This window comes from Paenibacillus pasadenensis, assembly GCF_023715725.1.
Classification (GTDB): Bacteria; Bacillota; Bacilli; order Paenibacillales; family Paenibacillaceae; genus Paenibacillus_O; species Paenibacillus_O pasadenensis_A.
In genome coordinates this window covers 1-23,675 of the sequence record NZ_JAMBOT010000009.1, presented here as the reverse complement: position 1 = coordinate 23,675, position 23,675 = coordinate 1, and the positions used below count along the sequence as shown (strand labels likewise).

The 23,675-nt window shown below is 54.2% G+C and carries 22 protein-coding genes and 6 tRNA genes; 1 reads left to right on the top strand and 27 read right to left on the bottom strand.

The genetic code is table 11. The features are described 5' to 3' along the window. Window positions 1–31 precede the first annotated feature (31 nt). The 19 genes from M3223_RS18370 to hprK all read right to left on the bottom strand — a co-directional run bounded on the left by M3223_RS18370 (window position 32) and on the right by hprK (window position 18,703). Window positions 32–982, bottom strand: coding sequence for an ROK family glucokinase (locus tag M3223_RS18370; protein ID WP_251564245.1), 951 nt, complete (start codon window positions 980–982; stop codon window positions 32–34). 231 nt (window positions 983–1,213) lie between these two features. Then, complete coding sequence (trxB, locus tag M3223_RS18365; RefSeq protein WP_251564243.1) at window positions 1,214–2,161, bottom strand: thioredoxin-disulfide reductase; 948 nt, start codon at window positions 2,159–2,161, stop codon at window positions 1,214–1,216. Between the two features lie 128 nt (window positions 2,162–2,289). Next, window positions 2,290–4,005 carry a tetratricopeptide repeat protein gene (locus tag M3223_RS18360; RefSeq protein ID WP_251564241.1) on the bottom strand — a complete coding sequence of 572 codons (1,716 nt, stop codon included), beginning with the start codon at window positions 4,003–4,005 and terminating at the stop codon, window positions 2,290–2,292. A 221-nt stretch (window positions 4,006–4,226) separates the two neighbouring features. Beyond that, window positions 4,227–5,177 carry a ribose-phosphate diphosphokinase gene (locus M3223_RS18355; protein WP_251564239.1) on the bottom strand — a complete coding sequence of 317 codons (951 nt, stop codon included), beginning with the start codon at window positions 5,175–5,177 and terminating at the stop codon, window positions 4,227–4,229. Between the two features lie 105 nt (window positions 5,178–5,282). Further along, window positions 5,283–6,089, bottom strand: coding sequence for a histidinol-phosphatase HisJ (gene hisJ / locus M3223_RS18350; RefSeq protein WP_251564462.1), 807 nt, complete (start codon window positions 6,087–6,089; stop codon window positions 5,283–5,285). 588 nt (window positions 6,090–6,677) lie between these two features. Next, window positions 6,678–7,391 carry a bifunctional phosphoribosyl-AMP cyclohydrolase/phosphoribosyl-ATP diphosphatase HisIE gene (gene hisIE / locus M3223_RS18345; protein ID WP_251564237.1) on the bottom strand — a complete coding sequence of 238 codons (714 nt, stop codon included), beginning with the start codon at window positions 7,389–7,391 and terminating at the stop codon, window positions 6,678–6,680. Then, window positions 7,388–8,146 (bottom strand): imidazole glycerol phosphate synthase subunit HisF, encoded by a 759-nt coding sequence (gene hisF / locus M3223_RS18340; protein ID WP_251564235.1) that lies wholly within the window; start codon window positions 8,144–8,146, stop codon window positions 7,388–7,390. Before hisF ends, hisIE begins: the two co-directional genes overlap by 4 nt. Window positions 8,147–8,172: 26 nt before the next feature. After that, the gene (hisA, locus tag M3223_RS18335; protein WP_251564233.1) at window positions 8,173–8,913 is read right to left on the bottom strand and encodes a 1-(5-phosphoribosyl)-5-[(5-phosphoribosylamino)methylideneamino]imidazole-4-carboxamide isomerase; all 741 of its coding nucleotides are present in this window, start codon (window positions 8,911–8,913) and stop codon (window positions 8,173–8,175) included. A gap of 30 nt (window positions 8,914–8,943) precedes the next feature. After that, window positions 8,944–9,591: an imidazole glycerol phosphate synthase subunit HisH gene (gene hisH / locus M3223_RS18330; protein WP_251564231.1), complete on the bottom strand. Its 648-nt coding sequence runs from the start codon at window positions 9,589–9,591 to the stop codon at window positions 8,944–8,946. Between the two features lies 1 nt (window position 9,592). After that, window positions 9,593–10,204 (bottom strand): imidazoleglycerol-phosphate dehydratase HisB, encoded by a 612-nt coding sequence (gene hisB / locus M3223_RS18325; RefSeq protein ID WP_251564229.1) that lies wholly within the window; start codon window positions 10,202–10,204, stop codon window positions 9,593–9,595. Between the two features lie 2 nt (window positions 10,205–10,206). Beyond that, a complete protein-coding gene (hisD, locus tag M3223_RS18320) occupies window positions 10,207–11,541 on the bottom strand; it encodes a histidinol dehydrogenase (RefSeq protein ID WP_251564227.1) in 1,335 nt (444 codons plus the stop codon). Between the two features lie 81 nt (window positions 11,542–11,622). Continuing rightward, window positions 11,623–12,291 carry an HAD family hydrolase gene (locus M3223_RS18315; RefSeq protein WP_251564225.1) on the bottom strand — a complete coding sequence of 223 codons (669 nt, stop codon included), beginning with the start codon at window positions 12,289–12,291 and terminating at the stop codon, window positions 11,623–11,625. Window positions 12,292–12,417: 126 nt separating this feature from the next. Further along, window positions 12,418–13,071, bottom strand: coding sequence for an ATP phosphoribosyltransferase (gene hisG, locus M3223_RS18310; protein WP_251564223.1), 654 nt, complete (start codon window positions 13,069–13,071; stop codon window positions 12,418–12,420). Beyond that, complete coding sequence (locus tag M3223_RS18305) at window positions 13,068–14,363, bottom strand: ATP phosphoribosyltransferase regulatory subunit (RefSeq protein ID WP_251564221.1); 1,296 nt, start codon at window positions 14,361–14,363, stop codon at window positions 13,068–13,070. The genes hisG and M3223_RS18305 overlap by 4 nt, the downstream gene beginning before the upstream one ends. 195 nt (window positions 14,364–14,558) lie before the next feature. Next, on the bottom strand, window positions 14,559–15,500 hold the full coding sequence (locus M3223_RS18300; RefSeq protein WP_251564219.1) for a polysaccharide deacetylase family protein: 942 nt from the start codon (window positions 15,498–15,500) through the stop codon (window positions 14,559–14,561). A gap of 108 nt (window positions 15,501–15,608) precedes the next feature. After that, the gene (locus tag M3223_RS18295; RefSeq protein WP_251564217.1) at window positions 15,609–16,088 is read right to left on the bottom strand and encodes an acyltransferase; all 480 of its coding nucleotides are present in this window, start codon (window positions 16,086–16,088) and stop codon (window positions 15,609–15,611) included. Next, window positions 16,085–16,750: a pyrophosphatase PpaX gene (gene ppaX, locus M3223_RS18290; RefSeq protein WP_251564215.1), complete on the bottom strand. Its 666-nt coding sequence runs from the start codon at window positions 16,748–16,750 to the stop codon at window positions 16,085–16,087. Before ppaX ends, M3223_RS18295 begins: the two co-directional genes overlap by 4 nt. Beyond that, the gene (gene lgt, locus M3223_RS18285; protein ID WP_251564212.1) at window positions 16,716–17,747 is read right to left on the bottom strand and encodes a prolipoprotein diacylglyceryl transferase; all 1,032 of its coding nucleotides are present in this window, start codon (window positions 17,745–17,747) and stop codon (window positions 16,716–16,718) included. Before lgt ends, ppaX begins: the two co-directional genes overlap by 35 nt. Window positions 17,748–17,764: 17 nt before the next feature. Next, window positions 17,765–18,703: an HPr(Ser) kinase/phosphatase gene (gene hprK, locus M3223_RS18280; protein ID WP_251564210.1), complete on the bottom strand. Its 939-nt coding sequence runs from the start codon at window positions 18,701–18,703 to the stop codon at window positions 17,765–17,767. Window positions 18,704–19,125: 422 nt separating this feature from the next. Between hprK and nagZ the strand changes: the two genes are divergently transcribed. Then, window positions 19,126–20,394 carry a beta-N-acetylhexosaminidase gene (gene nagZ, locus M3223_RS18275; RefSeq protein WP_251564209.1) on the top strand — a complete coding sequence of 423 codons (1,269 nt, stop codon included), beginning with the start codon at window positions 19,126–19,128 and terminating at the stop codon, window positions 20,392–20,394. A 77-nt stretch (window positions 20,395–20,471) separates the two neighbouring features. Here the strand turns inward: nagZ and M3223_RS18270 are convergent, their stop codons facing one another. The 8 genes from M3223_RS18270 to M3223_RS18235 all read right to left on the bottom strand — a co-directional run bounded on the left by M3223_RS18270 (window position 20,472) and on the right by M3223_RS18235 (window position 23,470). Continuing rightward, window positions 20,472–21,593: an ABC transporter ATP-binding protein gene (locus tag M3223_RS18270; RefSeq protein WP_251564207.1), complete on the bottom strand. Its 1,122-nt coding sequence runs from the start codon at window positions 21,591–21,593 to the stop codon at window positions 20,472–20,474. A 110-nt stretch (window positions 21,594–21,703) separates the two neighbouring features. After that, window positions 21,704–22,798 carry a PucR family transcriptional regulator gene (locus M3223_RS18265; protein ID WP_251564205.1) on the bottom strand — a complete coding sequence of 365 codons (1,095 nt, stop codon included), beginning with the start codon at window positions 22,796–22,798 and terminating at the stop codon, window positions 21,704–21,706. 111 nt (window positions 22,799–22,909) lie between these two features. Then, a tRNA-Lys gene (locus M3223_RS18260) sits at window positions 22,910–22,985 on the bottom strand. 12 nt (window positions 22,986–22,997) lie between these two features. Beyond that, a tRNA-Tyr gene (locus M3223_RS18255) sits at window positions 22,998–23,083 on the bottom strand. 47 nt (window positions 23,084–23,130) lie between these two features. Continuing rightward, window positions 23,131–23,206: transfer RNA gene (locus M3223_RS18250), tRNA-Phe, on the bottom strand. Window positions 23,207–23,222: 16 nt separating this feature from the next. Next, window positions 23,223–23,299 (bottom strand) — tRNA-Asp (locus M3223_RS18245). 9 nt (window positions 23,300–23,308) lie between these two features. Further along, a tRNA-Val gene (locus M3223_RS18240) sits at window positions 23,309–23,384 on the bottom strand. A 9-nt stretch (window positions 23,385–23,393) separates the two neighbouring features. Continuing rightward, a tRNA-Met gene (locus M3223_RS18235) sits at window positions 23,394–23,470 on the bottom strand. Window positions 23,471–23,675: the final 205 nt, after the last annotated feature.

Here is a 23,675-nt window from a genome sequence, read left to right as displayed (position 1 = left end):
CTGCTGAGCTAACCCCGCACTCGCCTGTAAGCTAGGAACGCAGAATCAAACCTGCCGCGCCAACGACGCCTGCATTGTTGCCAAGCGTAGCCGCGACGATTTCGACGCCTTCTTTTGCCTGCTCTTGCGTGTACTTCGCGAACACTTCGCGGATCTGGTCAAACAGGAAGTCGCCGGCTTTTGCTACGCCGCCGCCGATAATAAAGCGCTGCGGATTCAGCATAACAGCTGTTGCCGCCATAGACTTGCCCAGGTAAAATGCCGCGCGGTTGACGATACGAGCCGCCACCTCGTCGCCGGCTTTTGCCGCGTCGATGACTTCCTTCGCCATAATGTCCGGTACGAGCGCCAGGCTTGTTTTATCGCCGCGCGCAACAGCATCCTTAGCCATGCGGATAATTCCCGTTGCCGAGGATACCGTCTCCAAGCAGCCGGTCATGCCGCAGGTGCATTGAATTGCTTCAAGGTCAGGCACGATGGACACATGGCCGAGTTCTCCCGCCATACCGCCAAAGCCTTCATAAATGCGGCCGTTAATAATAACGCCTCCGCCAACACCGGTGCCGAGCGTATAACATACACAGTTCGGAATGCCGCGGCCAGCTCCTGCCCAAGCTTCTCCAAGCGCAGCAACGTTAGCGTCGTTATTTACTTTAACCGTAACGCCAAGCTTCTCCTCCAGCTGCTGTCTCAGAGGAACATTGCGTATATTCAAGTTATTGGAGAACTTCACGATGCCGTTCGGAATGTCCAGGAAACCGGCAATCCCGACGCCGACGCCGCCGACCTGATCCCAGGCGAATCCGGTTGCATCAACAATATGGCGAACGTACTTCACAATATTGTCGACAATGCGGTCCGCACCATGGCTGGACTCGGTCGGGCCTTCATACGTCTGAAGCAAATCGCCCACCGCATTGCATACTCCTACTTTAATGGCGGTGCCGCCAATATCCGCTCCAACGTAGATCGTCTCTGACATGTGATAGCCACCTCAAATAATTAAGTTTAACTTTCTTAAGCTACTATAAGGCAACGTTTGGTTCTGGTCAAGGTAACAACGCGGCCCGGCGGTTCATCCCGCCCATCCTGTGAAGAACTTGTTTCCGCCATAGGTTTACTGCTGACAGCGGCATTCATATAGAGCGTTTTTAATAGAAAAAGCGTCCGCCGCTCTGGAAACGGGGACGCTTGTTTGCCTAACAAATTGGGCTTAGAGGGACTGGCTCCAGTCATGAACCATAGCGCCCTCAAGGTATTTCTCGCAATCAAGCGCTGCTTGGCAGCCGCTTCCTGCAGCGGTAATCGCTTGGCGGTACTTCGTATCCTGAACGTCGCCGCAAGCGAATACGCCTGGTACGGAAGTTTCTGTCGTTCCCGGCTTCACGACGATATAGCCGTGATCGTCTGTTTCAACTTGGCCGCCGAGGAACTTCGTATTCGGCGTATGGCCGATAGCAACAAAGATGCCGTCCGCCGAAATAACCTCTTCCTGGCTCGTTTCGTTGTTGCGGACCTTCAGGCCGGTTACGCCGAGCGGTCCGGCAACAACCTCAACCGGAGTGCGGTTAAGCGCAAACGTAATTTTTTCGTTTTCGCGGGCACGGTCCTGCATGATTTTCGAGGCACGCATCTCATCGCGGCGGTGAACCAGGTCAACATTGGTCGCGAAGCGGGTCAGGAAGTTCGCCTCTTCCATAGCGGAGTCGCCGCCGCCGACAACAACGATCTTTTTGCCGCGGAAGAAGAAGCCGTCGCAAGTGGCGCAAGTGCTAACGCCGCGTCCGACATTTTCTTTTTCGCCTGGGATGCCCAGGTAACGAGCGGATGCTCCCGTGGAAATGATAATTGTTTCCGCTACGAGCTCGCCCTGTCCTTCCACCTGGATTTTGAACGGACGCTGGGACATATCAACGCTGTTCACCCAGCCGGTGCGGAATTCCGCGCCAAAGCGCTCCGCTTGTTTACGCATATTAGCCATAAGATCGGGACCCATAATGCCTTCCGGGAAGCCCGGGAAGTTCTCGACCTCAGTTGTAGTTGTAAGCTGGCCGCCTGGCTCTGGCCCTTCAATAATGAGCGGCTTCAGATTGGCGCGGGCAAGATAGATGGCAGCGGTCAGTCCGGCAGGACCCGTACCTATAATAACGGATTTGTACATCGTGTAACTCCTCCTCAAATACCTGCTTGATTGTAATTATTCTTATTCTAATTCATAGCAGTGCCATCCGTCAAAGCCGCTTGCCGTTTTTCATGAAACGTTCATTCTAATATGGAAAAATTTTAAAATTACTTTTTCATCACGCCGCAGATTTCGTCAATCCGCTTGGCGTATTTGCTTACTGTGGCCGCCGAAGCCCCGTAACGCTCCGCAACCTCTTGATAAGAAACCGTCCTCCGGTGGAGCTTAGCCGTCAAGTATTCCAAAGCGGCGGACCAGCTCTCCGGCTTGGCCAGCTTAGGCACATTCGGGTAAACGCGTCCCAAAAAGTCCAGCCACAGCTTCATCAGATCGTACTGCTGAAGCAAGCCGTACTCGCTGCCCATGCACGAAAAAGCCTTATCCAGCACCGATTGCCAGCCCGGCTCCCAGCCGGGCAATTTGCCTGCGGCCGGGTCCGAATCAGTCAGCGAGCCAAGCAGCCGGCGCTCCCCCTCTAGCACAGCGGGAAGCGGCTCTGCTACACCGATGGAACGGAGAACAAATAGCGCCAGCCGCTTCAGATCGTCATCCTCATCCGGTTCCAGAAGCAGCGCCTGCAGCGCCTCCTTCACCTCGCTGTCCGCAATGAGACCAAGCGCTTGAATGACCTGCAGCTTCGTCTTACGGTCGCCGTGGCGAAGCGCCCAGAAAAAGGAGGAGCGCACGAGCGGATTGCTTTTCATTCCGTCCGGCATCGTACCGGGCATCCGCTCCCACATGCGGAACTGCTCCTCAAACGGGAGATGATAATGATAACTCGCCGCCATTTTGCCTTGGCCCTTTTTCACAAGAGCCAGCTGCTCCAGGTAATACCGGGCAACATCGGACTTCGGATCGCGGCGGACGGCCTGCTGCCACAGCTGCTCCGCTTCTCCAAAACGGTTCGAATGTACAGCTGCAACGGCTGCATAATGGTACAGAGACGCTTCCCTCTCGCCTGATCCGTCCTTCAGCAGACGGCGGAAATGCCCGAGGGCGCACTCATGCTCCCCTAGAATGCCCATCGTGGTAGCCAATTTAAACACATGCTCCTGATGAAAGGGCACGGTCCGGCGCAGCTGATCCGTAAGCGGAGCCAGGTTTTCGGTGTCGTTGGCATGCTGATAAAAAATAGCCAGATTGCACAGGGCGTGAAGGTTTCCCTCCTCCTGCTCCAGCGCCTCCCGAATCGTCTCCATCGCTGTGTCGAATCGGCCCATATAATAATAAGCTAGCGCCAAGTTGTTGCGGGCAGCCATGAATTCGCCATTTTGCTCGACGATGGACTCCAGCAGCTTCACCGCTTGGGAGAACTTGCCTTCCTCAAGCAAAGCGCGCGCCCGGTCATGCTCGGCATACCCTTGCCGCGCTTTGATGGTCACAACTTTGGCAGGCCGCTTGAGCTCATAGTGGAGCAGCTCCATCATTTCCTCGGCCTCATCCAAATAATGCCCTTCCTCGTCTTCCTCCAAATAACGCAGCAGCGCCTGCTCCGCCTTTTCATACTGCTCCATGTTCGCGAAGTTGTTGGCCATATAAAAGAAACATTCCGTCAAGTCCGGCTCCAGCGTCTCCAGAATCTCTACCAAAATGCGGTTCGATTCTTCATACTGGCCCATCTCCGACAGGATGCCGGCAAGATTGCAATGATTGACCGGATTTTCCGGCTCGTACTCTACCGCGCGTCGAAAATATTTAAGTGCCTTGTCGTAGTGAAAGCGGTCCATCGAGCGCACGGCGCGCTCGAAAAAGAACGTTGCGTCCCACTGAATCGGTATGATCTTTGCTGCCCGGTCCGCAGCCGCCCTGTTGTCCTCTTTCACCAGCCAAGGCACCTCCCTGTTTCATCCTGCAGAAATCGAATGCACATGATTATACCATAACCCTCCCTTCCTTACACGGTACAAAATACTCCTAAACGAAACACATCCGGTACGTCGGACGGATGATTGGAGTTAAAAGAATTGCCGTCGGCACATGGCCAAAAAAGAAAAAGCCTCTCCGTCTTCGACGAAGAGGCTGCCTGCGCTCGTCCGAAAGCGGACTATACGCCAGCGTTTTTGAACAGAGTGCTGATAGAGCCGCCCTGCATAATGATTTTGGTGGCATCCGCCAGCATCGGAGCGACGGAAAGCACCCTGAAGCGGTCGGAACGAATGTCCGGAAGCGCAATGGAATCCGTTACAACGACTTCTCTTATCATAGGATGATCCAGCTTCTGGAGGGCATTGCCGGAAAATAACGGATGCGTTGCACAGACATAAACGTCTTCCGCTCCGCGCTCTTTCAACCCTTCTACAACATTGACGATCGTAGAACCGGTATCGATCAGATCCTCAATAATGATCGGAGTCTGCCCCTCGACGTCGCCGATGACGTGAGTAATAACGGACTCGTTGTGGGCCGGGCGTTTTTTGATCATGATTGCGAAAGGCGAATCCAGGTAATTGGCCAGCTTCTCAGCGGTGGAAGCCCGTCCGGCATCCGGAGAAACGACAACGGGATTCTTGATGTTTTTGCTCTTCAGATGATCGCTGATCAGGTCCAGCGCCGTCAGGTGGTCCACCGGAATGTTAAAGAAGCCCTGGATAGCCGGAGCGTGAAGATCGATCGTGATGATACGGGTTGCTCCAACCGTCGTCAGAATGTCGGCCAGCATCTTCGCCGAAATCGGCTCGCGCGGCGCGGCTTTGCGCTCCTGGCGCGCATAGCCGTAGTACGGCATGATGATGTTGATCGTCTTGGCCGATGCGCGCTTGGCGGCATCGATCATAACGAGCAGCTCAACCAGGTTCTCGTTGATTGGGTGGGAGAAAGACTGAACCAGGAACACATGGCAGTTCCGGATCGTCTCCTCGTAGTGGCAATATACCTCCCCGCTTTTGAACCGGGAGATCGTGATGGCCCCCAGCGGAAGTCCGAGCTCTCCGCTGATTTTTCTCGCCAGTTCCGGGTTCGAGGAACCCGAAAAAATTCGCAACTTGTCGCTAAACATGATACCCTCCTGAGCGTTCCAACCAAAAATTTGACAACATCCTGCTAAAACCTCTGCATGTTCTGCATCTTCGACAATTCTATTATACATCTTGAGCCGCAGATTTCAAAAAGGAATCAGGAAACGGTTCCGGTCTTGGAAGGTCAACAATTGCGTATAACCGGCTTCTTTCAATGCTTCGCGCGCTTCTGGTAGATATTGCTCCAGCCGCTCCGGCTGGTGGCAATCCGAACCGATGGTGATCGGGATGCCAAGCTCTTGCGCTTTTTTCAGCATCCGCGGGCCCGGGAACATCTCGGCGCATGGCATGCGCAGGCCGGAAGCGTTCAGCTCAATCGCCATGCCAGCCGCACAGACCGCCTCCAGCGCCGCGTCCTCCAGATGCGCCACATCCTGCTCCGGCGGAAAGCCAAACCGTTTGATTACGTCAATATGTCCAATATAGTCGTAAAAACCAGTTTTGGTTGCTTTAATGACTGCATCGTAATATTGCTCGTAGACCTGAAGGCGGTTTTTCCCTTCCCAACCAGCTGTTTGGCGGAAGTCGGTAATGTCCCAAGTGCCAAGAAAATGCACGGAGCCGATGACGTAATCCCAAGGATACGCTTCAATAATCGCCGAAATTTGCTCCTCGTATCCTTCGATATAGTCTCCTTCCAGGCCAAGGCGGACCTCAATCTGGCCGCGGTACTTCTCCCTCAGGTGAAGCACCTCGTCGACATAACGGGGCAGCTCCTCCATCGGCATAGCCATTTCCGGGTAATATTCCTCCGGTTTCACATGCAGCAGCGGCATATGGTCAGACAGCCCGATTTGGCCGAGACCATTGCGGATGCCCTGCTGCACATAGTCCTCCAGCTTGCCGACCGCATGCCCGCAGCGCTCGTGATGGGTATGGTAATCGATTCGGATCGCCATTTCGTCGATCGCTCCTCCCTCGTATGGAGAAACGCCTGCCCGGCGGTCGCTTCGCGGGCAGGCGTTCCTTGTTCTTTATTTAAGGGCGTTTGACGCCCTTACCGACGCTCTTTTGCGCGCTTTGCCGCTCCGTAAGGTCGTTTGACGCCCTTATCGACGCTCTTTTGAGCGCTTTTCCGCTCCGTAAGGGCGTTTGACGCCCTTACCTACGCTTCTTTTGCGCGGTTTGCCGCTCCGTAAGGTCGTTTGACTCCCTTACCGATGCTCTTTTGCGCGCTTTGCCGCTCCGTAAGGTCGTTTGACTCCCTTACCGATGCTCTTTTGAGCGCTTTGCCGCTCCGTAAAGTCGTTTGACTCCCTTACCGACGCTCTTTTGAGCGCTTTGCCGCTCCGTAAGGTCGTTTGACTCCCTTAATGATGCTCTTTTGCGCGCTTTGCCGCTCCGTAAGGGCGTTTGACGCCCTTACCGGTTACATCGTTTCCGCAGTGCTCAGCCGATTCGCTCGAAAACCGTCCCGTTCTCCTAACCATCGAAACGGTGCTACTGATGTCATCTCTGCTCGGTGCTGGCTTCAAAACGTGTTACCGGTTCATTTTATTCGTCGTAGGCTTGCCGTGCCGGTCGCGAAGAACCGCCATCACTTCATCGAGCGAAACGCCGCGCTCGCGCAGCAGCACCATCAAGTGAAACAGCAGATCGCCGGCTTCGGCGCGAAGCTCTTCGTTGTCGCTGTTTTTGGCAGCGATAACAACCTCAATGCTTTCCTCGCCGAATTTTTTCAGAATCTTGTCCAGACCCTTCTCGAACAGATACGTCGTATACGCGCCCTCCGGCCGTTCCGAATACCGCTGGCCAATTGTGCTCTCCAGCTCGCCAATCATACCGAAGCGGTCGCCTTCAACCGTTTCCTCACGATCCGCCTGCCCCTTCACCGGGAGCGGATTATGGAAGCAGCTGTATGAGCCGGTATGGCATGCCGGACCCTTTTGCTCCACACGCACGAGCAGCGTATCGCCGTCGCAATCGTAGTGGATGGAGCGAATGCGCTGCGTATGGCCGCTCGTTGCGCCCTTATGCCACAGCTCCTGGCGAGAACGGCTCCAGTACCAAGTTTCGCCGCTTTCCAAGGAAAGCTTGAGAGACTCCTCGCTCATATAGGCAAGCATAAGCATTTCCTTCGTGACCGCATCCTGCACAACCGCCGGCACAAGGCCGTTATCATCGAATTTGATTTTGCTTAGGTCCAGCTCCAGCGAAGAAGTCTCGCCGCTGCCCGAAATGGTGTGACTGCTCATCGCATCTCCACTCCTTCCCGCCGCAGCTCATCTTTCACTTCACCGATCGTCAGCTCTTTGTAGTGGAAAATCGTCGCAGCAAGCCCGGCATCGGCATGTCCTTCACGGAACACTTCGCCAAAATGCTCTTTGCGCCCCGCGCCGCCGGAGGCAATAACCGGAATGCCGACCGATTGGGATACCGCGCGCGTCAAAGGAATATCAAATCCGTCCTTCGTGCCGTCTGCATCCATGCTCGTCAGCAGCAGCTCCCCTGCGCCGAGCTGCTCGGCCCTTCTAACCCATTCCAAAGCCCGGATGCCGGAAGCTTTGCGTCCGCCATGCGTATATACTTCCCACTCGCCCCATTCGGCGTTGAACTTGGCGTCGACAGCGACAACGATACACTGGGAGCCGAAACGGCGCGCTCCATCCGAGATCAGCTGCGGATTAAGCACCGCCGCCGTGTTGATGCCGATTTTGTCCGCTCCTGCGCGTAAAATCCGCTTCATATCGTCCGTGGCGGAGATGCCTCCTCCAACCGTGAACGGAATGGTGATTTCGCCTGCTGTACGGCGAACGACCTCAATCATCGTCGCCCGTCCCTCTACGGAAGCGGAAATATCGAGAAAAACAAGCTCGTCCGCGCCCTCCCGGTCATAAATTGAAGCAAGCTCAACGGGGTCTCCGGCATCTCTCAGATTGACAAAATTAACGCCTTTGACGACGCGGCCGTCCTTTACGTCCAGACACGGAATAATTCGTTTGGCCAGCATAGGCCCACCTCTTTCCTGACTAATCCCTATTTCCCGGCCTCGAGCTCCCGCACCGCATCTGCCAGTGAAATTGCGCCCGTATAAAGCGCTTTGCCGACGATAGCGCCGCTAATGCCTTGATCCGCATATTGGGACAGCGAGCGCAGATCCTCGATCCGGCTCACGCCGCCCGATGCGATTACTTTGGCTCCGGAGTATGCCGCGAGCGAGCGGATCGCCTCCACATTAGGGCCTTCCATCATGCCGTCGCGAGAAATATCCGTAAAAATAAACGTTTCAGCGCCTTTGGCCGCCAGCTCCTTCGCCAGCTCCTCGGCCTTCACCTCGGATGTTTCCAGCCAGCCGCGCGTCGCCACGTAGCCGTTTCTGGCATCGATTCCGATGGCAACCTTATCCCCGTACTTCGCCAGTACGCGCTCAACAAAGCTGCGGTCTTCAATCGCCGCAGTGCCAAGAATAACGCGGGAGACGCCGAGCGCGACTAGTCGCTCTACATCGGCTTCTGTGCGAAGTCCGCCGCCAAGCTGCACGGGTACGCTGACAGAACGGGCAATTTCGCCAATCAGCTCCGCGTTGACGGGATGTCCAGCCTTTGCTCCATCGAGGTCAACAAGATGAATCCAGGAAGCGCCAGCGGCTTCCCAATCGCGCGCCGCGCTGACCGGGCTGTCATTATAGACTGTTTCCTGATTGTAATCGCCCTGTACAAGACGGACTGCTTTGCCGCCGCGAATATCGATAGCGGGATATATGGTGAAAGTGGACATTAAGATTCCTCCAAACGGTTATCGAAATCGTTAGCTTTGCTGACCGGAAGCAGCTGAAGACGAAGCTTCAGCGGGAGCGCCCGCCAGCGCCAGGAAATTACGCAGCAGCTGCATGCCGAGCTCGCCGCTTTTTTCCGGATGGAACTGCATGCCCATTACATTCCCGCGGCCTACGATGGCCGTCACCGGCTGGAAATAATCCGCTACGGCGATTAGATCGGACTCCTGCTCCGGCAGCGCGTGGTAGGAATGCACGAAGTACACATGCCCTTCCTCCAGCCCTGTCAGCAGCGCGCTATCACGGCGGAACTCAAGCCGGTTCCAGCCCATATGCGGAATTTTGTACTCGCCCTTAAAACGCACGACGCGCCCGGGCAGCAACCCAAGCCCCTGATGCGTGCCGTGCTCCTCGCCTTCGCTGAACAGCAGCTGCATGCCCAAGCAAATGCCGAGCAGCGGCTTGCCCGATGCGGCGAATGCGCGCGCTGCCTCATCCATGCCGGTCTCGCGCAAAAATTCCATCGCATCGCCGTACGCTCCGACGCCGGGGAGAATCGCTCCGTCCGCCCGGAGAATCTCCTCCTTGTCAGACGTTACAACCGCTCGATAACCAAGGCGCTCCACCGCCTTGCTGACGCTATGCAGATTGCCGAGGCCGTAGTCGATGATCGCGATCATGCTACAGCACTCCTTTTGTAGATGGAACTCCCTGCACGCGCGGATCGAAAGACGTCGCCTCGTCCAGCGCGCGTCCCAGCGCTTTAAACACCGCTTCAATCATGTGATGCGTGTTTTTGCCGTAGTGAACGATAACATGCAGCGTGAATCGGCCCTCAAGCGCAAGCTTCCAAAGGAATTCATGCACAAGCTCCGTGGAAAAGCTGCCTACCTGCTGGGACGGGTATTCCGCCCGGTACTCAAAGTGAGGACGGTTGCTCAAGTCGATGACCACCTGCGCGAGCGCCTCATCCATCGGCACAAATACGCTGGCGTAACGCTTAATGCCGCGTTTGTCGCCGAGCGCTTCTGCAAGCGTCTGGCCCAGGCAAATCCCGATATCCTCAACTGTATGGTGATCGTCAATATCAACGTCGCCGCGTCCGTCTACCTTAAGATCAAACTGGCCGTGCTTCGTGAACAGGTCCAGCATATGATTCAGGAAAGGAACGTCCGTCTCGATTTCCGATACGCCGGTTCCGTCCACTGCAAAGGCCAATTTAATATCCGTCTCGTTTGTTTTGCGCGCCACCTCAGCGCGGCGGATCTCCCGCCCATTGTCCCCATTCGCCATCGTTAAGCCCTCTTCCCTTCCGTCGTCTGTTGCCCGGCAGCATTAGCCGCCGTTCCTGCTTCCTTCTCCAGCCGCACCTCAATCGCCCGCGCGTGGCCCTCCAGCCCCTCGTGGCGGGCCAGCGTCATGATGTGGGCTCCGTCGCGCAGCAGCGCTTCGCGGCTGTAGGAGATCAAGCTCGATTTTTTGATAAAATCGTCCACATTCACCGGTGAGCTGAAACGCGCCGTCCCGTTGGTCGGAATAATGTGGTTCGGTCCTGCGAAGTAGTCGCCGACCGGCTCCGAGCTGTAAGGACCAAGGAAAATAGCTCCGGCGTTCTCGATCGAGCCAAGCAGCGCCATTGGCTCTGCAGTCAAAACTTCCAGATGCTCCGGAGCCATCCGGTTAATGACCTCTACTCCGTCCTGAAGCGAATCCACCAGCAAAATCGCACCGTGCCGGTCAATCGACTCCCGGGCAATAGCGGCGCGCGGCAGCAGCGGAAGCTGACGCTCCACCTCTCTGCTCACAGCCTCCGCCAGCTGCGCCGAAGGCGTAATCAGCACGCTGGACGCCATCTCGTCATGCTCCGCTTGCGATAGCAGGTCGGCCGCCACATACACCGGGTCGGCCGTATCGTCGGCAAGCACCGCAATCTCGCTTGGACCGGCAAGGCTGTCGATATCAACAGCACCGTACACGGCGCGCTTAGCAAGAGCGACATAGATGTTGCCCGGCCCGCAGATTTTATCTACCGGCGCAATCGTGTCTGTTCCGTATGCCAGAGCAGCGATTGCTTGCGCTCCGCCAATCCGGTACATCTCCTTCACTCCCGCCTCGGCGGCAGCGACAAGGATATAGGGATCAATGCCCGGCTTGCCTCCGGTTGCAGGAGGCGTCACCATAACAATTTCCGGCACTCCGGCCACCTGCGCCGGTATAACGTTCATCAGCACCGATGAAGGATAAGCCGCCTTGCCGCCTGGTACGTATACTCCGACCCGTTTAAGCGGGCGGATAACCTGGCCAAGCACCGTCCCATCCGGCTGTACATCCATCCAGGACTGGCGAAGCTGCCGTTCATGGTAGGTGCGGATGTTTACTGCCGCTCCCCGCAGCGCGTCAAGAAAATCCGGCTCGACCCGATCGTAGGCCGCCTGTATTTCCTCCTCGCTCACTCTGAGCTGGGACGCGTTCAATCGTACGCCGTCATACCGCTCCGTCAGCTCCAGAAGCGCTTCATCTCCGCGCGTGCGCAGCGCTTCAACCGTTTGGCGGACCGACTCGTTTTGCTCGGGCGTGCCATACTCCACTTGCCGGTCCAGCTTAAACTGCTCCGCTCTCAAAATTCGCATAACCGCTCCTCCTTCCTTTTGCCGAAAATCAGCTGCAGCGCAGCGGCTAAGCCAAAAGCCGCTACCCGATTCTTCTAAGGTTCAAGTCCGGTCCAATGCCGCAAGCAGCTCATCCAGCGTCATATCCGCCATAGATTGCAGCTGCAGATCCGCACCCGGAAAGCTCATATGTTTGGTGACCTCGTTCGGAATGACAACCGTACGCAAGCCCGCCGCTTTTGCCGCCGTAAAGCCGTTCAAGGAATCCTCGAAAGCCACCGCTTCCTCGCCCTGCACGCCAAGCGCCTCAAGCGTGGCCAAGTAAAGCTCGGGATCCGGCTTGACCCTTTTCACCATATTCTTGGTTTGGAAGGAATCGAAGCTCTCTGCAAGGCTGTGCTTTTGCAACAGCGGCTGAATCCATCCCCAAGTGGAGCTGGACGCTAGACCGACCTTAAGCCCAAGCTCCCGCGCCCGCCGCAGATTCTCTCTCACTCCAGGCAGCACGGACGATTCTCCGACGATTTGGTAATAGAGCTCCTCGTATCGGGTCTTGATCAGCTGGCGTTCCACCGGCCTGCCTATCGTCTGCTGCAAATAATCATAGGGATCAAAGGCGGCGAAGGTTGTCCCGATGCATTGCGCGAATGTCTCCAGCGGAAGAACGGCGTCATGCTCCCGGTAAATGCGGTCAAATGCATGGTAGGACGGTGTCTCCGTATCAAGAATTAATCCGTCGAAGTCAAATACGACTGCTTTAATTTTGCCCATGACAACCTCCTAAGGTGATTCGCTTATGTCGTGCATCGCAATCCCGCCGCCCGCTTCTGTATGCTCTAAGCTCGTAGGCTGCCTAAAGCTATATGCTAAAGACGTCTATCAAACTGCGTCTAGCGTTTATACCCGTGACGAAAGCGTCGCCTGGAGCCTGTCGCACAGGCTCTGAATGCGGTCGTTTTTCATCCGGTAGCTGACACGATTGGCAATCAGCCGGCTCGTGACGCCAAACATCGGCTCCATCTCGATCAAGCCGTTATCGCGCAGCGTTTGCCCCGTCTCCACCATATCGACGATCCGGTCGGCCAATCCGATCAGCGGCGCCAGCTCGATAGAGCCGTTCAGCTTAATGACCTCGACCTGCTGGCCGCGCTCGCGGAAGTATTGGGACGCAACGTTCGGGTACTTGGTCGCAACCCTTGGGTTGATGACCGGCTTCCAGTCCGGCAGCCCGATGACCGACATCCGGCATGGTGCAATGCCAAGATCGAGCAGCTCGTAGACGTCTTTATTTTCCTCCATCAGCACATCCTTGCCAACAACGCCGATATCGGCAACGCCGTATTCCACATAGGTCGGCACGTCCACCGGCTTTGCCATAATGAACTCCATGCCGGCATCCGGCACCTCAATAATCAGCTTGCGCGTATCCTCCAGATCGTCCTGGATCAGAAGTCCCGCTTCGCGGAACAGCCGGGAAGCCTGCTTATAGATCCGGCCCTTCGGCATCGCTACCTTTAATATATCCTGCGACGCTCCAATGCCGCTGCTCATAATGCTGCCCCCTTCTCCGCTGCCTCTTCCTCAAAAAAAGGCAGGAACACGCCATATACTTGGCCGCCGTAGCTGACCGATTCGCCGTCCGGCAGCCGCCGGACTTTGCGGTCGATCTGCTCAACGCCTGCAGCAGCAGGCTGCCTGTCTCCGCTCGTAACCGGCTCATCGCCGTGATGCACGCCCGGAGCCTCCAGCAGCGCCGTCACTACCTTAGCTCCGCTCTCGCGCAGCCGGTTCGCTTCAGCAAACGCGAGGCGACGTCCCGCATTGTTATAACCGATCAGAATGCGCCGCTGCGGCTCGCTTTCTTCGCCGACAAGCTCCAGCACCCGCGTCGTTTTAATGGCAAAGCCCGTAGCCGGAGCCGAACGCCCGAACTGCTGCAGCAAATTATCATACCGTCCGCCCGCTACAACCGGGAATCCGAGATCCGAAGCGTAACCTTCAAAGGTCATGCCTGTATAATAGGAAAAATCTCCAATCATCGTCAGATCGATCAGAACGTGGGCGCTTACGCCATAAGCCTCAAGCGCATCCCATATTTGACGCAGATGGCCGACGGATTGGCGGGCTGTCTCGTTTGTGCTCAGCTCAATCGCCTGCTCGCAAATTTCCCGGCCGCCGCGCAGTCGAAGCAGCCCTTCCAGCTCGCGCTGCACGCACTCTCTCAGGCCCAGCCGCTTAAGCTCATCCCGATAGCCGACATGGTCGCGATTCAGCAAATAATCCTTCAGCTTGCTCTGATCGCTTTCGCGGCCGGGCAGCAGCTCTTCCAGCAAGCCGTTCAGGAAGCCGACATGCCCGACAGCGATGCGGAAGCGTTTTACGCCCGCTGCTTGCAGCGAAGCAATCGCCAGCGCAATGACCTCTGCATCCGCCTCCGCCGAGGAATCGCCGACAAGCTCAACGCCGGCTTGGAAAAACTCAGCGTCCCTGCCAGCCTCGTTCTCAAATGCCCGGAATACGCTGGCATGGTAAGACAGACGCAGCGGGAACTCCCGGCTGCGCAGCAGAGATGCGACCACGCGCGCAATCGGGGCCGTCATGTCCGAGCGCAGTACAAGCGTGGTTCCTCTATTATTAAGCAGCTTGAACAGCCGCTGATCGGAGGTGGAGCTGGCTACGCCAACCGTATCGTAATACTCCAGCGTAGGCGTGATGATTTGCTCATAGCCCCAGCCTTCCATGCAGGTGAGCACGCTTCGCTCGATCTGTCGGAGCTTGGTGACAGCCAGCGGCAAATAATCTTTGACGCCGACTGGCTTTTCAAACACCTTTGGTTTAGACATCATTCTATCTCCTATACATCGCTAATAAGCGTGTTATACTTTATTACGTTAATGTGCTACCATGTTACCATACTGCCAAAGTAAAGGTAATGGTTATACTAACATGAGGACCACGCTTCGTCAACCGCCGCAAAGCCGCCCCCGCCGGCTTGAGCCGACAGGGGCGGCTGCGCCGTTCCTGCATTTAATCCTGCTCTATTCACTTGTGCTGAGCTCCTGTTGGACCAGCTCTTTCTCCGCATTTTTCATTAGCTCAATAAGCTCCTCGGGATCATTATCATAGTTTCCGGCATTCAGCCGGTACCCGATGAACTGGCCAGGGCCGTTAATACCAGGTTTGACCCGAAACATGATGTCGATCCCTTCCTCTTGAGCCACTTTATGCGTAGTATCCGAGGAAGCTCCGTACGGAAACGCCAGCACATCGTTTTTTACGCCCAGCTTGTCGGAAAGAATCTCGTTTGCTTGTCTAAAATCGCTGCGTATGCGTTCTTCATATTCCGAATCAAGCTCCCTGCGGCCAAGCTCTTCTTTATAAATCCGTCCGCGAAGCGCCGGGATTTTATTCGTCCCTTTGTCATTAGCCGACGAGTAAATATGCGAGTTGTACGTATGGCTGTAAAAATCGAATCCCGCCTGTTTCATCTCCCGCATCTGCTCCCAAGTTATTTTGGGCTCCTGGCCCTCCTTGAAAGCGTCAATCGAGCTGACAATGATGAAGCTGGTCGCTGTAGCCCCGTGTTTCTTCAACATCGGGTAGGCGTGTTTATAAAAAGATTCATATCCATCGTCGAAGGTTAGCGAAACGGCATTATCCGGAATTACCGCACCTTCACGAATAAAACGTTTGTACTGGTCCATCGAGATAATGTTGAACTGATTTTCGCGGAGCAAGGTTAGTTGACGGTCCAGCTTGTCCAGCGGAAGCGATTTGGTATTGGTCAGCTCAGGCCGAACATCGTGGTACATCAGCACAATGACTTTGTTTTTATAATACGTTCCTACACTCATCTCTGCCGCGCGGGCTTCCTTTACCACCATTGATACCCCAACGCCGCCTGTAATGAGAATAACCAGCGTCAGAAACAGAGACAATGCCAATAGTACCATAACCCGAGGTTTTGCTAGTGCTGTCATGCTGTCCGTACAACCCCTTGCGCGTAAGATGATGTTCCTATAACGCCACCTTACTGCAAAAAGTTGCCGATATGTGATTTTGCATAAAAAGTTAAGATTTTCTTCGGATTATCTTTGGATTTCCCGTGCGGGATTACCTCCAACAAAAGCTCCTGCCGCTACGTCCCGGTGCACAACGGAGCCTGCCGCCACGACCGCTCCGTCCCCAATGGCCACACCCGGCAAAATCGTCGTATTCGCGCCGATCATGACATTGGAACCGATTATGACATCGCCGAGGCGGTATTCGTGAATCAGATACTCATGTGTCAAAATGGTCGTGTTATACCCGATGATGCAGTTGTCTCCGACGGAGATCCGCTCCGGAAAAAACACATCCACCATGACCATCAGCGCAAACGAAGAGGTACGGCCGACCTTCATGCCGAGCACATTCCGGTAGATCCAATTTTTCACCGGCAGCGACGGACAGTATCGGGTGATCTGAATGGCGATAAAGTTCCGCACCGCTTTGAAGCGGCTTACCGTCCGGTACACCTGCCACAGCGCATTCGGCCCCTCCGTCGGATAGCGCTCGACTTTTCTCACAGCACTTCAGACTCCACGCCGAGCAGGCTGTACAAGTCCCGCATATCCTGCAGAACATGTACGGCTCCATATTCGCGAAGCAGCTGCTCGCCTTTCAGGGACCAGGCCACACCGACGGGAACAGCTCCGGCCTCCAAAGCCGACTGCATATCAACTGCGCTGTCTCCAACCATAAACGTCTCCTCCGGCTTCGCTCCAAGCAGCTGCATCGCCTTCAGCACCGGTTCGGGATGAGGCTTAGCGTTTTGCACATCATCCAACGTGACAATGGCATCCATGAAGTCGTACATACCCGTCAGCTTAAGGCCTTTGTCCGTAGACATTCTGATCTTGGTCGTCACAACCCCAAGCCGAAAGCCTTCTCCCTTCAGGCGCTGCAGCACCTCCACCGTGTTCGGGAACGGCTTGACCAGATCGTCGTGAAGCCTCATATTCATTTCCCGGTAGATTGGAATGAGGTGAGAAGCGTCCGGCAAGCCGGAAAAATAATTCAGCTGGTCAATTAGTCTGAGGCCCATATGCGGTATCATCTGTTCCCGGCCAAATCCGGCAGGCGCAATTCCCTCCAGCGCGTGAAGGAAGCTGCGCATAATCAATTCATTTGTATCTAAAATCGTTCCGTCTAGATCAAACAGTAGGTTTTTTATCTTCTTGCTGCTCATGCTGATTCTCCTTAGGCTGCGCGGAAGCATTGGAAACGGTCGCTTCCGGCTCCGTTCCGGCCGGCAGGCCGGTTTTGCGATTGATAATAGGATCGACATATCTTTCAGCTGCCATTCCCGTTTGGCGTCTAACAACGATCAGCGCGATACATGCAATAACGAGCAGCACCGCGATCAGCTGCGAAATACGCACATTGCCGTAGGACGGATCAAGGTAACCGGCTTGGAATACCGCCGTCATCGGCGACCATAGCGCGTCCATGAAGGAAGCAAGCCAGGATGGTCCGACAAAAGCCAGGCTGTCCGTCCGAAGCGCCTCAATAAAGAAGCGGCCGATGGAATACCAGATTAAATAGGAGATAAACACTTCTCCGGCGCGCATCCAAGGACGGCGGCGAATCACGAAAATAAGCAGAATGCCGAGCACGTTCCACAGCGACTCATAAAGGAAGGTCGGGTGATGGAACAAGCCGTCCTGCTCCACATACATTTGGTTCACAATCCAATTCGGCAGGTGCAGCTCATCGGTTAAAAAGCGCTTGGTTACCGCACCGCCGTAAGCTTCCTGGTTAACAAAGTTGCCCCAGCGTCCGATGATCTGCCCGATGAGCAGCGATGGAGCGCAGATGTCGGCAATTCGCCAAAAGCTGTAGCCTTTTGACCGCGTGTAAATGACCGCACAGATGACGGCGCCGATCAAAGCTCCATAAATGGCGATTCCGCCGTTCCAAATCGAAAAAATCTCTCCCGGGTTCTGCTTATAATAGTCCCATTTAAAAGCGACAAAATAAGCTCGCGCCGCGATAATCGCGGACGGTACGCCGAGCAGGAGCAGATCCATAAAAAAGTCGGAGGAAAGCCCGAAGCGTTTGCCTTCCCGAATGGCCAGCAGCAGGCCGGCCAGCGCACCCAGTCCAAGAATGATGCCGTACCAATGGACCGAAATCGGACCGATGCTGAAAGCAATTGGATTAATGAGCAGACCGATAGTTGTCATTCGCACAGACCTCTTTCTTATTCATAATCGTCCATATCATCGGCAATCGTCTCGGTAAGTTTATTCGTGAACTGCAGCGCGGCGTTATAGCCCATCCGCTTCAAGCGATAATTCATCGCTGCAACCTCAATAATAACAGCCAGGTTTCGGCCTGGACGAACCGGAACGGTGACAAGCGGCACATCCGTTTCAATAATTCGCGTTGTCTCCTCGTCGAGTCCAAGGCGGTCATACTGCTTGTCCGGCTGCCAATTTTCTAAACGAATAACAACGCTGATCCGCTTGTTGTTGCGGATAGCTCCCGCTCCGAACAGCGTCATTACATTAATAATGCCCAGCCCGCGAATTTCGAGCAGATGGCGAATTAAATCAGGCGCCGTTCCGTGCAGCTGGCCGTCAGACGTCTGCCGGATTTCAACTGCATCGTCGGCTACAAGGCGATGTCCGCGTTTCACGAGCTCAAGCGCCGTTTCGCTTTTTCCGATGCCGCTGCCGCCGGTAATGAGAATGCCCATTCCGTAAACATCAACAAGCACTCCATGAATCGTCGTGGTAGGAGCGAGCCGGCGTTCGAGGAAGTTAGTCAGACGGCTGGAAAATATCGTTGTAGAAATCTGGCTGCGCATGACGGGAATATTTTTCTCGGATGCTTGCTCCAGCAGCTCAATCGGCGGTTCCAAGCCGCGTGTCAGCAAGATGCACGGCGTCTCGTCATGGCATAACCGCTCCAAGCGCTCACGGCGCTCATTGCTGTCCAGCGTCTCGATAAACGCCAGCTCGGTTTTGCCAAGCAGTTGAACGCGCTCTTTTGGGTAATAATGAAAATACCCGGCCATTTCCAGCGCGGGCCGGTACAGATCGTCGGTCGTTATAATACGTTGAAGCCCGTCTTCTCCGGCCAGAATCTCCAGCTGGAACGGCTGAATTAATTCGGATACTTTGACTTTTTTGGGCATGAGGGCCTCCTGTATTGGTTCCTTGAACACAAGCTTATGTAGGAATAGATCGTTTGGATTGTTACAAGCAATGCTGATAGTTCCATCCTAATGGAAATCGCTGTTCAGCGCAACGTAGCAAGGTTTTGACAGCTCTCTGGCGCCAAGCGTTTTTAAGCTTTGTGTAGGTGAAATTGACCTGAATTAGCTCATTGTTTCCGTTTTCACAGTATGATACCCTTGGGGAGCAAACATGAGGGCAACCTTAATCAATTCTTTTCGTCCATAATAGTGAAGCAACCAAATCGACCTTTGATTGATCTAATCCTATAAAGAGAGGCGAGGTGCTGAATATGAGGTTTAAGCGCAAATCGCCGGCAAAAAGAACAGCGAAGACTACCTTTTCGGTATCGCTGCTGCTTGCCGCATCTGTAGGCATTTTTGTGCAATTGGGCAGCCATCCTGACGACACAGCCGCTTTATCCGCCGCCCTGACAGCCATTTCTCCGGCTTCTGCCTATCACCCCGCCCCCCTCCCTTTAAAACACGAGCCGATGAAATGGCCCGCAGCACCGGGACTTACCTTAGAACAGCAGGTCGCAACAGCCGAGAAGGTAATGGATATGAGCACATCGGATAAAGTGGGACAGCTCATCATTGCCGGTCTTGATGGCGAAGTTGCTGATACTGAGACCCAATCGATCATTAACAACCGCGAAGCGGGAGGCTTCATCCTGTTTCGTCCCAATATGAAGTCTGTTTCCAGCACCGTTGCCTTAACCAATCAATTAAAAAATTTGAATCGCCGGGCAGGCGGCGAGCCGTTGTTCCTTTCTGTTGATGAAGAGGGCGGGCGCGTATCCAGACTGCCTTCTCAAGTAGACAAACTTCCCTCGAGCGGTGAAATAGGCAAAAGCGGAAGCGAGGCATACGCCCGCACGGCCGGAGAGCAACTAGCGAAGCGGGTAAAGGCTTTTGGCTTCAACTTGAACTTCGCTCCTGTGCTGGATGTGAACAGCAATCCTGACAATCCTGTAATCGGGGACCGCTCCTTTGGCAGCTCGCCCTCACTGGTCGCCAAACTTGGCATTGCTGAGCTCAAATCGCATAAAAACAATGGCGTTCTTGGTGTCGTGAAACATTTCCCTGGCCACGGAGATACATCGGTTGACTCTCATTTGGAGCTTCCTGTTCTCAGTAATGGCTTGAGTCGCCTGTCTCAACTGGAGCTCCCGCCGTTTGAGGCTGCAATCGACAATGGCGCTGAAGCAGTTATGGTTGCTCACATTCTGCTGCCAAAGCTTGATCCTGATTATCCTGCTTCGCTTTCAAAGCCGATTATAACCGGACTGTTGCGTGATAAGCTCAGCTTCGACGGACTTGTCATTAGCGATGATTTGACGATGGGAGCAATTAAGGAAAACTATAATTTAGGGGATGCGGCGGTTCGTTTCGTGTTGGCTGGAGGCGATATTGCGCTCGTCTGCCACGGCGACGAAAACATCAGCCTCGTTTATAACAGCCTCAGAAACGCCGTCAATCGAGGAACAATCTCGACAGAGCGTCTCAATGAGAGTGTGTACCGGGTTCTAGCTTTAAAAACCGTCTATAAACTTAACGATCGAACTGTCCCGATTCCTTCAGCCGATCAACTCAATAAATTGACGGAAACAGCGTTAGCACCGTACCGTCCAGCTGCTGTCACTAAATAAAAAACGGGCCAACTGGCCCATTCATTCAAAAAGAGGCGCACCCTGTGGGGTGCGCCTCTTTTTATGAAACGAGAGAATTAGTTCTCGAACAGGTTCAGTTCGGTCGTTTTGTCGAAGACATGGATTTTGTTCATGTCCAGCGCAAGTTTAACCGTCGTACCGTCACGCATACCGGAGCGTCCGTCTACACGAGCGATAACCGTATCTGTGCCAATACCGTTCAGATACAGGTACATTTCATGACCAAGGTTCTCAGCAACCTCGATGTTAGCCGTTACGATGCTGTTAGGGGAAGCTTCCAGGAAAACTGGCTCTTCATGCAGATCCTCTGGACGAACACCCAGAACAACCTCTTTGCCAACGAAGCCTTTGTCGCGCAGGACTTTTGCTTTGCCTTCTGCAAGAACTACGTCTACACCAGCAGCTTTGAAGCGGAGAGCTCCGCCAACTTCGCTCAGTGTACCCGTAATGAAGTTCATGGCAGGAGCGCCGATGAAGCCCGCTACGAAAATGTTTACTGGATGGTTGTACAGCTCTTCCGGGGAAGCGTTTTGTTGAATAAGGCCGTCTTTCATAACGACGATACGGTCGCCCATCGTCATAGCTTCAATCTGATCATGCGTTACGTAGATCGTCGTTGTTTCCAGACGTTTCGTCAGCTTGCTGATCTCAGCGCGCATTTGACCGCGCAGCTTGGCATCAAGGTTGGAAAGTGGTTCGTCCATCAGGAACACTTGCGGTTCACGGACGATTGCACGGCCCAGAGCGACACGCTGACGTTGACCGCCGGACAGAGCCTTAGGTTTACGGTCAAGCAGATGCTCGATGTCGAGAATTTTAGCAGCTTCACGAACGCGTTTATCGATGTCCGCTTTTTTGAACTTACGCAGCTTCAGGCCGAACGCCATGTTCTGGTATACGTTCATATGCGGGTAGAGAGCGTAGGATTGGAAAACCATCGCGATGTCGCGATCTTTAGGAGCTACGTCATTCACCAGGCGGTCGCCGATGAACAATTTGCCTTCGGAAATTTCCTCAAGGCCGGCAATCATACGAAGAGTAGTGGATTTACCGCAACCGGACGGTCCAACCAGAACGAGGAATTCCTTGTCCTTGATATCGAGGTTGATGTCTTTAACGGATGCGTTGTCGGATCCAGGGTATTTCTTGTAAACATGCTCTAAACGTACGCCTGCCATGTTGGTTTCCCCCTAATGAATGTTGATGTAAGTTCCTGATGCATTCCTGTTATGAATCTATCTTAACCGAAAATGTAAGCGTATGACTATGCACAAACTTTACAAAAATATCAGGTTCTTTTCGTAACTTTATACAATAGAAGAATGACCTTGACCATGACGGCATCCCTAAACTGCCTCACATCCAGTCCCGTCTCCTGCTTCAGCTTGTCCAGCCGGTAGAGCAGCGTGTTGCGGTGAATATACAGCTTTTTGGCCGTTTCGCTCACATTGCAGTCCAGCGAAAAGAACGTTTCCAGCGTCGTCATAATCTCCGGCTCCACATAATAATCGGAACGGCTGAAGGCTTGCTCGACAAAACGAGCGCGATCCGGCTCCGGAATCGTACTCAGCAGCCTTTCTAAATGCAGCTGCCACGGGAGATGGACGTTGGAACCATGCTGGAACCGCCGGCCCAGCTGGACCGTTTCACGCAGCAGCGCTGTACTTTCCACAATTGTTTTGGAAGGCTGTATCGGGAAAGAAACGGCCAAGTGGCATTCGCCCAGCCATTCGCTTGCCAGCATCTCATGCAGACCAAGACCAATGGACATCAAGCTATCTTCTTCGGATTCATCCTCGTCCGCTCCGTCCATGCGGGAATCGCTTAGAGGAGATAGAGGACTTAAAATAAGCCATTCATTGCGCTGCAGCGGCACAAGAACGATTTCCTCCGCAAAAAAAGAACGCAACAGCTTTTCCAATTCGGAATATGGCTCTTCTATTAATCCGTTATATTCTCTAATGAGCAGAAAAGGAATCATGTCCGCATACAATCTGCCGCCAATAACCAGATCTTCGGGAAGCATGTCGGCAACGGGCCTGTCCAGCTGCTCCATAATCCAGGCTCCCAGCGCCAGAGCTTGTTTCTCCGCTCCAATCGCTGTAGACTGTCCACTGCGGTCATTTTTACGTTTACTGATCAAAAGGCCGATCAAATTCAATTCTGTCACGCTAAGCGGCTCGGGCCGCCGAATCTCCAAACACTCCAGAAGCTGAGGGTCAGCAGTAAGCCATACGGTTCCGTCTGTCTGCATGCCTGCCAGATAAGGGCCTTCATCCAGAATCGGCTTTAGCTCCCGCCATTGCTCTGCCGTATAGGCTCGCATCCGAATGTCTGCTCCCAGGATGCGCCGCATTTCATCCAGCCAATCTCCTGATGCCATGTGTCATCTCCTGTTCGTGTTTTAGGCAGAGCCATGCATCAAGTGTACCATGAACCGGTGAAAATGAAAAAAAGCACTGACCGAGGTCAGCACTTTGATTGTGTAATAAACTGGTGAGCCATGAAGGACTCGAACCTTCGACACCCTGATTAAAAGTCAGGTGCTCTACCAACTGAGCTAATGGCTCTTATAAAAGAAGTGGTGGAGGATGATGGATTCGAACCACCGAACTCGTCAGAGAACAGATTTACAGTCTGCTGCGTTTGGCCACTTCGCTAATCCTCCACAATTGCTCTAAGATGCGCCATTCATTAGCTCACTTAGAAAACCAATGGTGGCTCGGGACGGAATCGAACCGCCGACACAAGGATTTTCAGTCCTTTGCTCTACCGACTGAGCTACCGAGCCGAACTTGATGTAAAAATGGCGGAGCTGACGGGATTCGAACCCGCGGTCTCCTGCGTGACAGGCAGGCATGTTAGGCCTCTACACCACAGCTCCAGGAAAATATGGTGGAAGCTGAGGGGATCGAACCCCCGACCCTCTGCTTGTAAGGCAGATGCTCTCCCAGCTGAGCTAAGCTTCCATATTAAGGTGGTAGCGGCAGAGGGGATCGAACCCCCGACCTCACGGGTATGAACCGTACGCTCTAGCCAGCTGAGCTATGCCGCCACGCGATTCAGGTAAGGCATCGCCAAATGCCCGTACAACTTGTCCCATCTTACAGAGCTTGTCCTTGAACGGAACAATCTTGCGCCCTGAAAACTGGATCGAACGGTATGCCGTGCTGACCGGCTGTTGTCTTGCGTAGATAAGGATAAGCCCTCGACCGATTAGTATTCGTCAGCTGCACGCATTGCTGCGCTTCCACCTCGAA

Bases quoted from the DNA above. Each gene is read 5' to 3' on its own strand.
- M3223_RS18370 (WP_251564245.1), bottom strand. From the start codon at position 982: ATGTCAGAGACGATCTACGTTGGAGCGGATATTGGCGGCACCGCCATT.
- trxB (WP_251564243.1), bottom strand. From the start codon at position 2,161: ATGTACAAATCCGTTATTATAGGTACGGGTCCTGCCGGACTGACCGCT.
- M3223_RS18355 (WP_251564239.1), bottom strand. From the start codon at position 5,177: ATGTTTAGCGACAAGTTGCGAATTTTTTCGGGTTCCTCGAACCCGGAA.
- hisIE (WP_251564237.1), bottom strand. From the start codon at position 7,391: ATGAGCAGTCACACCATTTCGGGCAGCGGCGAGACTTCTTCGCTGGAG.
- hisF (WP_251564235.1), bottom strand. From the start codon at position 8,146: ATGCTGGCCAAACGAATTATTCCGTGTCTGGACGTAAAGGACGGCCGC.
- hisA (WP_251564233.1), bottom strand. From the start codon at position 8,913: ATGTCCACTTTCACCATATATCCCGCTATCGATATTCGCGGCGGCAAA.
- hisH (WP_251564231.1), bottom strand. From the start codon at position 9,591: ATGATCGCGATCATCGACTACGGCCTCGGCAATCTGCATAGCGTCAGC.
- hisB (WP_251564229.1), bottom strand. From the start codon at position 10,204: ATGGCGAATGGGGACAATGGGCGGGAGATCCGCCGCGCTGAGGTGGCG.
- hisD (WP_251564227.1), bottom strand. From the start codon at position 11,541: ATGCGAATTTTGAGAGCGGAGCAGTTTAAGCTGGACCGGCAAGTGGAG.
- M3223_RS18315 (WP_251564225.1), bottom strand. From the start codon at position 12,291: ATGGGCAAAATTAAAGCAGTCGTATTTGACTTCGACGGATTAATTCTT.
- hisG (WP_251564223.1), bottom strand. From the start codon at position 13,071: ATGAGCAGCGGCATTGGAGCGTCGCAGGATATATTAAAGGTAGCGATG.
- M3223_RS18305 (WP_251564221.1), bottom strand. From the start codon at position 14,363: ATGTCTAAACCAAAGGTGTTTGAAAAGCCAGTCGGCGTCAAAGATTAT.
- M3223_RS18300 (WP_251564219.1), bottom strand. From the start codon at position 15,500: ATGACAGCACTAGCAAAACCTCGGGTTATGGTACTATTGGCATTGTCT.
- ppaX (WP_251564215.1), bottom strand. From the start codon at position 16,750: ATGAGCAGCAAGAAGATAAAAAACCTACTGTTTGATCTAGACGGAACG.
- lgt (WP_251564212.1), bottom strand. From the start codon at position 17,747: ATGACAACTATCGGTCTGCTCATTAATCCAATTGCTTTCAGCATCGGT.
- hprK (WP_251564210.1), bottom strand. From the start codon at position 18,703: ATGCCCAAAAAAGTCAAAGTATCCGAATTAATTCAGCCGTTCCAGCTG.
- M3223_RS18270 (WP_251564207.1), bottom strand. From the start codon at position 21,593: ATGGCAGGCGTACGTTTAGAGCATGTTTACAAGAAATACCCTGGATCC.
- M3223_RS18265 (WP_251564205.1), bottom strand. From the start codon at position 22,798: ATGGCATCAGGAGATTGGCTGGATGAAATGCGGCGCATCCTGGGAGCA.